At 69.3% G+C, this 12,691-nt stretch carries 20 protein-coding genes; all 20 read left to right on the forward strand.

The window, feature by feature from the left end:
• The first annotated feature begins 83 nt into the window (after positions 1-83).
• The 20 genes from ACFZBT_RS04680 to ACFZBT_RS04775 all read left to right on the forward strand — a co-directional run bounded on the left by ACFZBT_RS04680 (position 84) and on the right by ACFZBT_RS04775 (position 12,668).
• The gene (locus ACFZBT_RS04680; protein ID WP_391098248.1) at positions 84-257 is read left to right on the forward strand and encodes a hypothetical protein; all 174 of its coding nucleotides are present in this window, start codon (positions 84-86) and stop codon (positions 255-257) included.
• Entirely contained in the window at positions 254-754 is a 501-nt protein-coding gene (locus tag ACFZBT_RS04685) for a hypothetical protein (RefSeq protein WP_391098251.1), read from the forward strand. Before ACFZBT_RS04680 ends, ACFZBT_RS04685 begins: the two co-directional genes overlap by 4 nt.
• A gap of 9 nt (positions 755-763) precedes the next feature.
• Positions 764-970, forward strand: a complete 207-nt coding sequence (locus tag ACFZBT_RS04690) for a hypothetical protein (RefSeq protein WP_391098253.1) — start codon at positions 764-766, stop codon at positions 968-970.
• A 5-nt stretch (positions 971-975) separates the two neighbouring features.
• Positions 976-1,191 carry a hypothetical protein gene (locus ACFZBT_RS04695; RefSeq protein ID WP_391098255.1) on the forward strand — a complete coding sequence of 72 codons (216 nt, stop codon included), beginning with the start codon at positions 976-978 and terminating at the stop codon, positions 1,189-1,191.
• On the forward strand, positions 1,188-1,436 hold the full coding sequence (locus ACFZBT_RS04700) for a hypothetical protein (RefSeq protein ID WP_391098257.1): 249 nt from the start codon (positions 1,188-1,190) through the stop codon (positions 1,434-1,436). Before ACFZBT_RS04695 ends, ACFZBT_RS04700 begins: the two co-directional genes overlap by 4 nt.
• Positions 1,437-1,477: 41 nt before the next feature.
• Positions 1,478-2,128, forward strand: coding sequence for a hypothetical protein (locus tag ACFZBT_RS04705; RefSeq protein WP_391098260.1), 651 nt, complete (start codon positions 1,478-1,480; stop codon positions 2,126-2,128).
• Positions 2,129-2,229: 101 nt separating this feature from the next.
• Positions 2,230-2,457: a DNA-binding protein gene (locus ACFZBT_RS04710; RefSeq protein WP_391098262.1), complete on the forward strand. Its 228-nt coding sequence runs from the start codon at positions 2,230-2,232 to the stop codon at positions 2,455-2,457.
• A gap of 16 nt (positions 2,458-2,473) precedes the next feature.
• The gene (locus tag ACFZBT_RS04715) at positions 2,474-2,713 is read left to right on the forward strand and encodes a hypothetical protein (protein ID WP_391098265.1); all 240 of its coding nucleotides are present in this window, start codon (positions 2,474-2,476) and stop codon (positions 2,711-2,713) included.
• 92 nt (positions 2,714-2,805) lie between these two features.
• Positions 2,806-3,192: a hypothetical protein gene (locus ACFZBT_RS04720; RefSeq protein ID WP_391098268.1), complete on the forward strand. Its 387-nt coding sequence runs from the start codon at positions 2,806-2,808 to the stop codon at positions 3,190-3,192.
• A 9-nt stretch (positions 3,193-3,201) separates the two neighbouring features.
• Positions 3,202-4,317 (forward strand): hypothetical protein, encoded by a 1,116-nt coding sequence (locus ACFZBT_RS04725; RefSeq protein WP_391098270.1) that lies wholly within the window; start codon positions 3,202-3,204, stop codon positions 4,315-4,317.
• Entirely contained in the window at positions 4,314-5,090 is a 777-nt protein-coding gene (locus ACFZBT_RS04730) for a hypothetical protein (protein ID WP_391098273.1), read from the forward strand. The genes ACFZBT_RS04725 and ACFZBT_RS04730 overlap by 4 nt, the downstream gene beginning before the upstream one ends.
• Positions 5,090-6,634, forward strand: coding sequence for a hypothetical protein (locus tag ACFZBT_RS04735; RefSeq protein WP_391098275.1), 1,545 nt, complete (start codon positions 5,090-5,092; stop codon positions 6,632-6,634). Before ACFZBT_RS04730 ends, ACFZBT_RS04735 begins: the two co-directional genes overlap by 1 nt.
• 9 nt (positions 6,635-6,643) lie before the next feature.
• Entirely contained in the window at positions 6,644-7,189 is a 546-nt protein-coding gene (locus ACFZBT_RS04740; protein WP_391098278.1) for a class I SAM-dependent methyltransferase, read from the forward strand.
• Positions 7,186-7,479, forward strand: a complete 294-nt coding sequence (locus tag ACFZBT_RS04745; RefSeq protein ID WP_391098281.1) for an HNH endonuclease signature motif containing protein — start codon at positions 7,186-7,188, stop codon at positions 7,477-7,479. The genes ACFZBT_RS04740 and ACFZBT_RS04745 overlap by 4 nt, the downstream gene beginning before the upstream one ends.
• A gap of 4 nt (positions 7,480-7,483) precedes the next feature.
• The gene (locus tag ACFZBT_RS04750) at positions 7,484-7,684 is read left to right on the forward strand and encodes a hypothetical protein (RefSeq protein ID WP_391098283.1); all 201 of its coding nucleotides are present in this window, start codon (positions 7,484-7,486) and stop codon (positions 7,682-7,684) included.
• A gap of 290 nt (positions 7,685-7,974) precedes the next feature.
• Positions 7,975-8,139: a hypothetical protein gene (locus tag ACFZBT_RS04755; RefSeq protein WP_391098285.1), complete on the forward strand. Its 165-nt coding sequence runs from the start codon at positions 7,975-7,977 to the stop codon at positions 8,137-8,139.
• Positions 8,140-8,332: 193 nt separating this feature from the next.
• Positions 8,333-8,770 carry a hypothetical protein gene (locus tag ACFZBT_RS04760; RefSeq protein WP_391098287.1) on the forward strand — a complete coding sequence of 146 codons (438 nt, stop codon included), beginning with the start codon at positions 8,333-8,335 and terminating at the stop codon, positions 8,768-8,770.
• Entirely contained in the window at positions 8,763-10,490 is a 1,728-nt protein-coding gene (locus ACFZBT_RS04765; protein ID WP_391098289.1) for a terminase, read from the forward strand. Before ACFZBT_RS04760 ends, ACFZBT_RS04765 begins: the two co-directional genes overlap by 8 nt.
• Complete coding sequence (locus ACFZBT_RS04770) at positions 10,487-11,917, forward strand: phage portal protein (protein WP_391098291.1); 1,431 nt, start codon at positions 10,487-10,489, stop codon at positions 11,915-11,917. Before ACFZBT_RS04765 ends, ACFZBT_RS04770 begins: the two co-directional genes overlap by 4 nt.
• Positions 11,895-12,668: a hypothetical protein gene (locus ACFZBT_RS04775; RefSeq protein ID WP_391098293.1), complete on the forward strand. Its 774-nt coding sequence runs from the start codon at positions 11,895-11,897 to the stop codon at positions 12,666-12,668. Before ACFZBT_RS04770 ends, ACFZBT_RS04775 begins: the two co-directional genes overlap by 23 nt.
• The last annotated feature ends 23 nt before the right edge of the window (positions 12,669-12,691 follow it).

Consider the following 12,691-nt stretch of genomic DNA (forward strand, 5'->3'; position numbering starts at 1 on the left):
GGGCGCCCCTCGAATGCCTGGAAGCGACCAGGGGCGCCCCGTTCCGCCCCGCCCGATCAAGACCAGACGAGGAGATCACCATCATGACCGATGAGCAGTGGGAAGCCCAGAACGGCACCCTCTCCCCGGACGAAGCCCACGCCTGCGGCCTCTGCTGGTGCTGCACCGGCAACCGCGTCCTCTACACCGCGTTCGGAGGCGTGCAGCGCAAGGTCGACTGCCACGAATGCGGCGGCAGCGGCAAGGCCCAGACGTGACCACCGCCATCGCCACCCGGGTCGTCGACACGACCCTCGACCTCGACGCGCGACTCGCCCTGATCGACGCCGCGATGACCGTCCGCCTCGACGAGGCCGCCGTCGCCTTCGAAGTCCGCACCGCCCACCTGCCAGCCGCCGAGCCGCTCCCTGAGATCACCGCCCCGCTGCCTCTCCCGCTCACCCCGGCGCGCAACCCCTACAGCACCCCGCTCGCCGCCCTGCTCCACCGGGCCCGCGCTCGGCTGGAGACCGACGGCTGGTGCCGCGACGCCCTCCGCGACGAAGGCAGCGCCCGCTGCCCCATCGGTGCCATTCGTCTCGAAGCCACCAGTCGCGACCAAGCCCACGACGCCTGCGTGTTCCTGCTCGGCGTCATCCAGCGCGACCTTGCCGACGCCACCATCCCGTCCTGGAACGCCGCACAAACCAGCCCCACCCCGGTACTGAACCGCCTCGACCAGGCCGCCCAACTCGCCCACGACCGCAACCTCTAGGAGACCCTCATGAGCTTCCGCCGCGAAACCCGCAACGACGATAAGCGCCGCACCCACTCCCTCCTCGACGCCGTCGACCGCGCCTTCGACAACGACGCCGGAACCGCCGCCCTCGAGGACGACCGCTCCTTCGAATCGATCCTGCTCTTCGGCGTCGCCGGAGACCCCGCCCAGCAGTACCCGCCCGCCGGCCACAACTACCCGAAAAGGGGCTGAGTGCCATGCCTAAGGCCTTCGAGACCGCCGTCAACCTTCGCGTCGAATACGACAAGAAGCTCCGCGCCGGCGACGAGACGAACAGCTTCCTCCTCGACCAAGTCCTGCCCGCAGTCGAAGCAGCGGAGCGTGACGGCTGCAACAAGGAGGACATCCACGACGAAGCCGACCGCCGATACGGCCAATGGCTCATCGACGGCGCTGGACGGAAGGCCCGATGACGGCCCCCATCTGGTGGCCGCAGATCCTGGCCGCGACGTCCCTGCGCCGTGTCGCGGCCGGCGACCTCCTCGCCCACGCCACCCCCACCGTCGCCGGAGGCACGCTGCGGCTGCACTTCGACCGGGCCGATGTTGCCGCGGCGTGGGAGGCGAGTGGGGCGCAGGCCGCGCTCGTCGGGGCGCTGGAGTACTGCGGGCAGCCAATGCCGGTGGAGGTCGCCCCGGATCAACCGACCTTTACCTAGAGCAAGATCCAGTGTCAGTGCCGTGCCACAGAATGGCGCCCATGACCCAGTTATCCGTCAAATGCGGATGCGGCCGGACCATGAACCCCGATGGCCGCTCCGGCCGGAACGCCTTCCGATGCGGCTGCGGAGCCCGCATCCAAGTCAGCGAGCACCAAGCGAATGTGCGGCGCTGCACGTTCGGTGAGTGCCGCACTCTCGCCACCACCAAGGAGCCGCTGCGGCTCTGCCAGGACCACGAGACCGAAGCGGCAAAGCTCCTAGGGCATCTCGCTGGAACGCTCACGGTCGAACACTTCTTGGAGCGCAGTGGTCGTACATGGTGGAGGTACTTCGGTAGCTCCCTCACACCCGAGAGGGAAGGGGAGCACCTGTCGGTCGTGTACTTCGCTCGCCGACGCGGTGAGCGACTGATCAAAATCGGCACCAGCATCAACCTTCCAAAACGCATGAGCCAGCTCGGCATGGTCGCGCTTGCCGCTGAGCCGGGAGCGCGGCCGGAAGAGTCTCAACTGCACAGGAGGTTCGCGCCGTTCCATTCGCATCTGGAGTTCTTCGAACCAGCGCCTGAGCTTCTCTCCTATGTGCGGGAGGTGCGCAGGCTGCATGGCCCACCAGAGAACTTCTGCCGCCGAGTGCGGCGAGCGAGGAAGCGCAGCGGGGGCGACTCACCGGAAACGCTCGTCACTTGACAGATCAGCCACACCGAAGCGATCATCTGCTCAGATAGCCTTCGTGCGCTTTGAGGCCCGCCACACTGGTGGGCCTCTCGCCATTTCCGGGGGAGGTGCCCATGCTCCCCGGCTACGTCTCCGCCGCGGACGCCGCCTACTACGCGGGTGTGCCCGTCGGCACGATCTGGCGCTGGGCCTCCGAGGGTCGCATCAGCAAGACCGGCAAGGGCAAGGCCGCGGGCTACCGCGTGTTCGACCTACCGAAGGGTCGCCGCGACGAATACACGCGCGAGCTGATCGAGCCCGGCAAGCCGCCACCCCTGCCGGCCGGAGCGAAAGCCGCCTGATCGTCAAGGAGCCGCCGTGAGTACGACTGCCGACAGCACGCGTCATCTGAGCACCGTTTGGCGCGGCGAGAAGGCGTGGGAATGGAAGGCCCTGTACGTCGGCCACGCCCAGCCGCGCGGATACCGCACCTACTGGCGACACAAGTACTTCTGGCAGCTTCACCTGACGCCGATCCACCTCCACCGCGACGGGCAGAAGTGGGAAGTCGGCGTCTGCTTCGGTAAGCGCACCTTCTACCTCAAGACGCACCGCTAGCACGCCGCCTGATCCTCCCGACGTTCGTGCCGGTTCCGCGGACGGCGGGGCCCCATCCTGCGCCGCGCGGCGCCCACCCTGAAGGAGGCCGCGTGGCCGACAACTTGACCGGCACCGCCGAGAATCTGACGCTCGACTGGGTTCTCGGTGTCGGCACCCCGACCCGGCCCACCACTCCGCTGCAGGTGGCCTTGGTGACCGCGAACGGCAGCGACACGGCGGCGGGCACGGAGGTGACCGGCGGTTCCTACGCCCGGCAGGACCTGGCTGTCGCCGCGGCCGTCTCCGGGGCCACCAGCAACAGCGCCGACCTCGTATGGACGGGCATGCCGGCCGCCACCGTCGTCGGCGTCGAGGTCTGGGACTCGGCGGGCACACCGGTGCGGCTCTGGTACGGCCCGCTCAACGACCCCCGCACCGTCGCCGCCGGCGATGAACTCCGGCTCGTCGCCGGATCCCTGGGCCTGTCGATGGCATAGGAGGCCCGCGTGCCGAGCCTCTCCACCCTCCAGGACAACTTCAACGACAACGTGATCGGGCCGAACTGGGGCGACTCCTACGGCGGGGCCAACGAGGCCGGCGGCCAGGCCCGCGTGCCTTGCGCACCTGAGACCTACGCCGGATATCAGACGGGCCGCGCCTGGACGTTCGCCGGGGCGACCGTCTACCTGAAGCTCGCCACCGTCCCGGCCGCCAGTACCGGCACGAACGTCACCGCCAACTTTCTGATCATCTGCGCCACCCCCGGCACGAGCGTCGGCTTCGAGTACAACGCGGTCACCGGTGTGCTGCGGCTGATGTCGAACGTCGACTACTGGGACGCCGCAGCAGTCGAACTCGCCTACAGTCCGACCGATCATCTGTGGCTGCGGCTGCGCGAGGACGGCACCAACGTCTACTGGGACACGTCCCCCGACGGGACGACCTGGACCAACCGGCGCACCCTCGCCACCCCGGCGTGGATCCCCGCCAGCGTCGACGACACGGCGGTCGACCTGTGGGCCTACCGCGACGCGGGGACCACCGACTACGCGGCCTACGACAACGTCAACACCATGAGCGACGGGGCCGTCCACGACGCGGCGGCCGTGCTCTCGGCGGAGACGAGCCTCGCCGGCACCGCCCAGTTCGCCGCGCACGCCACCAGCAGCATGACCGCCGAGGGCAGCCTCGCCGCGTCGCCCGTCCTGTCCGCGCACGCGGCAGCGTCGCTCACCGCCGAGGCGACGCTCACCGCAGACGCCGCGTCCAGCGAAATCCCGGAGGTGGCTGGCTTGGCCGCAGGCATCTTCGACCTCCGCATCGAGCAGGGCGCCACCTACGTACAGAACTTCCGCGTCGCCGACGTTCCCGGCTTCACATGGGACGGCTGGACCGCACGGGCCCAGATCCGGTCGGCTGCGGCCTCCGACAACGGCGAGCTGCTCCTCGACCTCACCGACTACTTGACGATCATCGGGGACACGGTGCGGCTCGCGCTCCCCGCCGCGGTCACCGAAACCCTCACCCGCAACGGGCTGTGGGACCTGGAGATGGTCAGCGGATCCACCGTCGTGCGGCTCCTGCAGGGCAGGGTGGTCATGTCGCTGGAGGTGACCGCGTGAGGATCGAGGTCACCGGCGAGGCCTTCGACGACGCCATCGAAGTCACCACCGGTCAGCAGGCCCGCACCGTCGAAGTGTCGGCAGGGCTCGTGTCCTCCGTGAATGGGCAGACCGGCGACGTGGCCGGCCTGGCGACAACCGCGGAGGTGTCCACGATCGCCGCGGCGGTCGCGGGACCGGTCGCAGACGAGGCCGCGGCGGACGCGGTCACTGCGCATGTCGAAGCCGTCGACCCGCATGGTGACAGGGCGGCAGCGGCTACGGACGCCACGGCGAAGGTCACGACACACACCAACGCCACGGATCCGCACGGCGACCGCACCTACGCCGACGAGACTTTCCTCCCCAAGGCGGGCGGGACCCTCACCGGCCCGGTCAACGGGCCCGGGACGTTCGCGGTCGACTCCAGCGGCAACGTCACCGCGGAGAGCGTCATCCTCCCGGCCGCGGCGACCACGGTCAGCAAGAGCCTCGTCATCACCGCCCCCGCCGGGGCGGTCTCCTACATGGTGTGGCGGGCGCCGAAAGCCTGCACCGTCGTGGCGGTGCGCGGGTATCGGGTCGGCGGCACCGGGGCGACGATCAACGCGCAGAGGGGCGCCAGCGACCTCCTCGCCACAGACCTGTCCCTGTCCACGGCCGCCACGTGGCTGTCCGGCCCGTCCGTGCAGAACGCCAGCTTCGCCGCCGGAGACAGCCTCACAGTGGCGATCCGCTCCGTCACCGGCAGCCCCACAGCGGTCACCATCCAGGTCGACCTGCAGGGGGTGTGATGGCGGTCCTCACCGTCGACGAGGGCGTCATGCTGTACCAGCCGGCGCCTGCCGTGCTCACGACGCAGACGCTCACCGGCCCCGACCGACTCCAGGTCTCAGACGCTTCCGGCGTGCTGGCCACGCTCACGGTCGGCGCCCGCACCGTGGCGATGCGTGGTCCGCAGCGCACGTTCACCGAGAACAAGCGCCCGTTCGTCGACCAGTTCACCCGCACATCCAGCTCCGGATTCGGCACCAGCCCGGGCGGCGGCAACTGGAGCCAGTCCGGCACCGCCACCCTCTACACCGTCAACGGCAGCGTCGGGCAGATCTCCTGCGACGTCGCCAACTCCAGTCGGCACGCGACGATCGTCGACACGCTGACCGACGTCGACGTCACCGCGAAGGTCACCGTCACCACCGTCCCGGCCGGTGCTACCAGCTCGATCGCCCTCTCCTTCGGCTACACCGACACCAACAACCACAACCGGGCCAGGCTCCTCGTCACCACCGCCGGGGTCGTGCAGCTCGCCCTCGAATCCGAGGTCGGCGGGAGCGTCACCACACACGGCGCCGCAACACAGGTCGGCACCGGCTTCACCGCAGGACAGTGGTGGCGCATCCGCGCCCAGCGCACAGGAACAACCATTCGCTGCCGGGCCTGGCGAGACGGCACCATCGAGCCCTCCACATGGCTGCACACCGCGACCACCACCGCCAACCCGGCGGGGCGTGTCGGCTTCCGGGCGCTCGCCTCCAGCGGCTCCACCGGCCTGCCGAGACTGTTCCACGTCGACGACCTGCAGGTCGTCTCCGGCAGCTGGGACAGCGTCCCGGCCGTCACCCACACCACGTGGGTCCGCGTCCTCGCCGAGCCCTTCACTGGCACCTGGACGCCGGCCCTGGCCAACCAGATCCGCGCCTGGGCCACGGACACCACACCAGACGTGCTCGCCTACGCGATGATGTACGTCACCGGCGCCCCGCCCGTCACCAGCCCCGCACTGGCCGGAGCCCAAGTCGCCGGACAGTGCGCCTACGGGCCGCTCGACAGCGCAGGCGTCCCGATCGAGGGCGCAGACTTCCACGACTACATGGGCCGCGACTGGACGTTCCCCAACGGCGAGACACAGGCCGCGGGCGCCGGGGAAACCGGGTGCATGGACTGCTCCGGCTTCGTCCGCATGATCTACGGCTACCACATGGGCATCCCCATGGTCCGGGTCGAGGACATCGACGGCACCGTCCTGCCGCGCATGACGAAAGACATCGGGCCCTCCGGGCCGGGCGTCATCGTCGCCCAGGCCGCCGGTGCTGCGCCGTCGCTCGCCGCGATCCAGATCGGGGACGTGCCCCACTTCGACGCCGACAGCAGCGACCCCATCGCCGGGCAACTCGACCACAACGGCATCTACCTCGGCGTCGACACCGGCGGCCACCCGCGGTTCGTCAACTCGCGCAAGACGCCCAACGGGCCCACCTTCGGCGACCTCGGCGGTGCCTCCACTCTCGACGGCGCAGGCACCTACGCCACCAGCCTCCGCCTCATCCGACGCTTCTAGGAGACCGCCATGCCCACCAGCATCGCCGAGGGCAAGGACTGGTCCCTCCGCCTCTTCGAGCAGCACAAGCCCGACACCGTCTGCGACGTCGGCCCCGGCGAAGGCACCTACGCCAAGCTGTTCCGGCCCGCACACGAAGGCATCTGGTGGACCGCCATCGAGATCCACAAGCCGTACATCCGGCGCTACGGGCTGAAGAACACGGCCAAGCGCAAGGACATGTACGACGAGATCCACAACCTCGACGCTCGCGTCGCACCCGAGCATCTCTTCCACCGGGACCTCGTCATTTTCGGCGACGTCCTGGAACACATGGCCCGAGGCGACGCCGTCGACCTCCTGCGCAAGGCGGAGTCGGCCGGCGCGTGGAACATCCTCGTCAGCCTGCCCATCGTCGAAGCCCCGCAAGGCGAAGTCGACGGAAACCCGCACGAGGAGCACCTCCACCACTGGGACGCCGCCGACATGGACTCCGTCCTTGCCGAACTCGGCGTGAACGTCCAGTCGATGCGGGGGGAGACGCTCGGCGTGTGGTGGTGGAGTCGGCGCGCATGAGCGGCGGCTGGCAGGGCTCGGACCGTAAGGCCCGGCTGCCGTCCGGCTGGGCGAAGATCCGGGCCCGCATCCTCGAACGCGACCCGATCTGCACGCTGTGCGGCGTGCGGCCCTCGACGCACTGCGACCACATCGTGGCTAAGGCCGACGACCACGGCGAGCAAGGGCTCCAAGGCGTCTGCGGCCCATGCCACGACCGCAAGTCCAGCGCCGAAGGGAACGAAGCCCAGCGCAACAACCCCCGGCCCGGAAGAACACGACCCCCCGAACAACACCCCGGGCTGAGGTGAACCCGTGCCCCGCTACCTCATCGTCCACCCCCGGGACCAGCGCAGGGACGACCTCATCATCGACGACCCCGACCTGACCCTCCGCTTCGACGCCGGCTGGGCGGTACTCGAGGACGCCAATGGTGTCTGCCTCGCCATACCCAGCGGGCAAGGAGCCCACATCGAACGGGTAAACGTACAGGAGTCCGCGCCGCAAGAGGAGTGATCCACTGTGGCAAGCAAGGGGCGAGGCAACGCATCCACACTGCGCAGGTACTGGAGCACAGGACCAGGCGCAGCCAAGATCCGATGGGGCACACCCGGCGACTGGACCAGGTGCACACGCCAACTGCACAAGTACATGGGATCCAGGGCCAAGGGCTACTGCCAGCTCCTACACATCCGCAACACGGGAGTAGGAACAGGCAGCAGGGCCAACGTCGGCAGGCGCAGGCGGTAGGCAGCCGGCCATGGGGCAGCACGGCGCAGGCCACGGCGCGGGGGAGAGTGGTCAGGGTGCTGCACGTCGTGCCCTTGGGCGACGCGGTGGAGCACACGGCCGACGACGACTGCGTGTGTGGACCGACAGCGAAGCCGATCACACGCGATGACGGCTCGATCGGATGGCTCATGATCCATCACAGCCTGGATGGTAGGGAGCTGACCGAAGACGATCAATGACCCATGATCCAAAGAGAAACGGGCATAGGGGGCATACCCCCTCCCCCGTGATCTTTCCGGATCGGGGCCGTATAGCACCTGACATCCCGCCCGGGTTTCCTAGGGCGGCCGGTCGCCCTGGTGGCGCGCCGTTTGACGATCATGGCCGCGCCCTGGAGGCGGGGCCGCCCCCACCGAGACCCTGGAGGTCGACATGGGCGCACGTGGACCTATCGCCAAGCGCTCCGAGGAGCGCATGGGGCACCGCTCCAAGGACGAGAAGGACTCGATCACCAAGGCCCCGTCGGGCCCCCCATCTGATCTGCCGGACCTGCCGGACCCGGACCCGCTGTGGCATCCGATCGCCGCCGACTGGTACCTCTCTCTACAGGACTCGGGGCAGGCGCAGTTCTACCAGCCGTCGGACTGGGCGATGGCCCGCTACGCCGCTGAACTGATGTCGCGCGGCCTCAACTCGGACCGGCCGCCGAACGGCCAGTACGTCTCGGCGCTCGACAGTGTGATGGCGCGTCTCCTCACCACGGAGGGGGATCGACGCCGGGCTCGGATTGAGCTGGAGCGGAAGCCGGCCGGTCCGCAGTTGGCGTCGGTGAAGCCGCTGGACGCGTACCGTGACCTCGCTGGTGGCTGACGAGGCTGTCCCTGAGGTCGTCGAGCCGTTCACGATCGGACCGACGTGGAAGCGCGGCCCAGACGGGCGGTTCATCCTGCCCGAGTACACGCTGGGCTGGCACTGTCTGGCGTGGACCGCGACCTACCTGCAGCACTATGTCGGGGCTCCCTGGCGGTACACCGCCGAGCAGGCCCGGCTGACGCTGTGGTGGTACGCGATGGATCCGGCGACGAACCGGTTTTTGTGGCGGGACGGTGTGATCCAGCGCCTGAAGGGTTGGGGTAAGGATCCGCTGATCGCGACGTGGTCGGCGTTCGAGTTCGTCGGCCCGTGCCGGTTCGGCGGGGTCGCCGAGGAGGGCAACGAGTGGGGCGTGCCGGCCGGGCAGCCGTTGGGTGTGCAGCATCCGGCGGCGTGGGTGCAGATCGCGGCGGTGTCCCAGGACCAGACGAGGAACACGATGACGCTGTTCCCGTCGATCCTGTCGAAGCGGGCGCTGGAGGAGTACCGCATCGACCTCGGCAAGGAGATCATCTACGCCGACAAGGGCCGGGCTCGCATCGAGGCGGTGACGTCGTCGCCGCGCGCCCTGGAGGGCGGCCGGCCGACGTTCGTGTCGTTGGGGGAGACGCACCACTGGGTCGAGTCGAACCAGGGCCACGAGATGGCCGCGGTCATCGAGCGCAACGCGACCAAGTCGGCTGACGGCCAGGCGCGGACGCTGGCGAACACGAACGCCTACGAGCCGGGTGAGGACAGTGTCGCGGAGCGCACCCGGGAGGCGTTCGAGTCGGCGGCGTCGGGCCGTGCGGTCGACACGGGCCTGTTCTACGACTCGCTGGAGGCTCCGGCTGAGGCCAAGCTGACCGAGGCGTGGATCGCCCCGACCCTGCGGGCAGTCCGTGGGGACTCGGTGTGGCTGGACGTGGACCGGCTGAAGGCGTCGATCCTCGACGTCCGTAACCCGCCGAGCAGGTCGAGGCGCTTCTGGTTCAACCAGATCGTGGCCGCGGAGGACGCGTTCCTCGCCCCGTATGAGTGGGACGCCTGCCGCCGCGAAGATGCGGGGCTTCGACCGAACGACGAGATCGTCCTCTTCTTCGACGGCTCCAAGTCGGATGACGCCACGGGCCTGGCGGCCTGTCGCATGTCGGACGGCTTCGTTACGGCGCTGGGCGTGTGGCAGCGGCCGGCGAACTGGCCGTCGGATGTGCCGTGGCGGGTGCCGCGCGAGGAGGTCGACGGGACGGTGGACCAGGTGTTCGCGGACTACCGGCCGATCGCGTTCTTCGCCGACCCGGGCGCCGGCCACGACGACGCAGACGGCGAGCGCTACTGGGACGGCTACATCGACGCCTGGGCGCAGCGGTACGGCAAGAAGCTGAAGCTGAAGGCGGTGACGGGTGGCGCGAACCGGCATGCGGTGCTGTGGGACATGCGTGACCGGCGCCGTCAGCAGGCGTTCACGGAGGCCGTCGACCGCTTCTACCGGGACGTGCTGGAGCGGCAACTCGCTCATGACGGGCACCGGATGCTGCGGCAGCACGTGGCTAACGCGCGGCGGCGCACGAACGCCTGGGGCTACACGATCGGCAAGGAGCACCGTGAGTCCGCTCGAAAGATCGACCTCGCGGTGTGTGCGATCGGGGCGCGGATGCTGCGCCGGATGATGCTGAACTCGACGGCGTGGGCGAAGCGTGGTACGCCCGGTAAGGGACGGGTGGTGGTACTCCGATGACTGCGACCATCCCCGAGCTGCCGCTTCTGTCGCTGTCGGGCGACGAGGCGCAGCTGCTGACGGCGCTGCGCACGGATCTGCTGTCGCAGCGGTTCAAGCTGGAGCTGCTCGACGCCTACTTCAACGGCGAGCAGCTCGTCCGCGACCTCGGGATCTCGATTCCTCCGCAGCTCAAGGGCCTTCACACAGTGATCGGCTGGCCGCGCATCGGGGTCGAGTCGCTGGAGCAGCGCCTCGACCTTGAGGCGTTCCGCTGGGCGGACGGCACGGATCCGTCCGATCTGGAGGAGATCGCCGAGTCGAACGACCTGTACGACGAGGCGAGTCTGGCGCACCTGGATGCGCTGACCTACGGCCGCGAGTACGTGTCGGTCGGCTCGGGTGAGGCGGGCGACCCGCCGCTGATCACGTTCGAGTCGCCGCTGGACATGACGATGTTCTGGGACGCCCGGCTGCGGCTGGCGACGGCCGCGCTGCGGGAGTCCGTCGAGGATGGGGTGCGGATCGCGACCCTGTATCTGCCGGATCAGACGGTGTACGCGGCTGAGGTCGACGGCGGCTGGGAGGTCTTTGACCGGGACGAGCACCGGCTGGGCATGGTGCCGGTGCTGCGGATGGCGAACCGGCAGCGCACTGCGGACCGCATAGGAAAGTCCGAGATTACGCCCGAGGTCATGTCGATCACGGATGCGGCCTGCCGGCGGCTGATGGGTATCGAGGTGGGGGCCGAGTTCTTCCAGGCGCCGCAGCGGTACATCCTGGGGGTGTCGGAGAGCGCCTTCCAGGACGCTGAGGGCAACGCCAAGTCGGCCTGGGAGACGTACATCGGCCGTGTGCTGGCGCTGGAGCGGGACGAGAACGGGGAAGTGCCCATGGTCGGGCAGTTCGCCGCCCACGATCCGTCCGGGCAGACGAAAATCATCGACCTCTACGCCCGCATCATGGCGTCGCAGCTGTCTGTGGCCCCGCACGTGCTCGGCTACACCAGCGACAACCCGGCGAGCGCGGACGCGATCCGCTTTGCCGACAACGGGCAGATCAAGAAGGCGGAGCGGCGCATCCGGCGCTTCTCGGCGACGCACCGGGACGCGATGCGGCTGGCGCTGTGGTTCCGCGACGGGGAGCCGCCGGATAAGTCACGCCGTATCGAGTGTGTCTGGCGTAACCCTGCAACACCGACGGTGGCGGCCCAGGCCGACGCCGCGGTGAAGCTCGTCCAGGCGGGCATCCTGCCGGCTGACGGTGACGTCGTGCTGGAGATGGCGGGCCTGAGTGAGGACCAGCGTCGCCGTGTCGCAGCCGAGCGTCGCCGCAGTGCCAACACGGCCGCCAGTCGTCAGCTCATGGACCGGCTCGCCGCCATGAGCGAGGAGGACGAGCCGCCCGCCGCAGCAGAGGTGTCCGGTGGCGACGACGGTCTCGGATAGCGGCGACGAGGCGAACCGCTACCGGGCAGCGCAGATCGGCCTGACACGATTGCTGGTGCGGGACGTGCGCGGTGTGCGGCGGTTGATTCTGCCGTCCCGGCTGCGTGAGAGCGTCCCGGACTGGCTGACCGCGGTGAACACCATCGTCGCCCAGTACGCCCGAACCTCGGCCGCTCTGGCGGCGGACTTCTACGAGGCGCAGCGAGAAGCGGCCGGAGTGCCCGGCTCGTTCACCGTCCCCGTCGCTGATCCGCCGCCGCCGGATCAGACAGAGGCGTCGCTGCGCTGGGCGACGAAGGATCTGTGGCCGCGGGACCCGGAGGAAGCTACCCCGGCGCAGATGCAGCCGATGGACGTCCGCCTTGCGCAGTCCGGGAAGAAGGCCGAGCAGGTTGTTCAGAAGCTGGTGGCCGATACGGGGCGCGGCACTGTCCGGGAGGCGGTGCGGCAGGACCGGCAGGCCACCGCCTGGGCGCGCTCGGCGGCTCGCGGGGCGTGTGCCTTCTGCAAGATGCTCGCCTCGCGCGGCGCGGTGTACGAGAAGGACACATCGGATTTCCGGGCGCACGACGGCTGTCACTGCGGCGTGGTCCCGGTGTTCAAGGGGCAGCGGTTCGAGCTGTCCCCGCATGCCCGTGAGTGGGAGCGCATCTACCGCGAGTTCGCGCAGGGCCACTCCGGCGATCAGCTGCGCTTGTTCAGGCGGGCGCTCGCCGAGCACGACAGCAACCCGCTGCCGGGCTCGAACTGACCAACCCCGTGGCCGTCCTGGTG

This window comes from Streptomyces sp. NPDC008137 (genome assembly GCF_042957035.1).
Classification (GTDB): Bacteria; Actinomycetota; Actinomycetes; order Streptomycetales; family Streptomycetaceae; genus Streptomyces.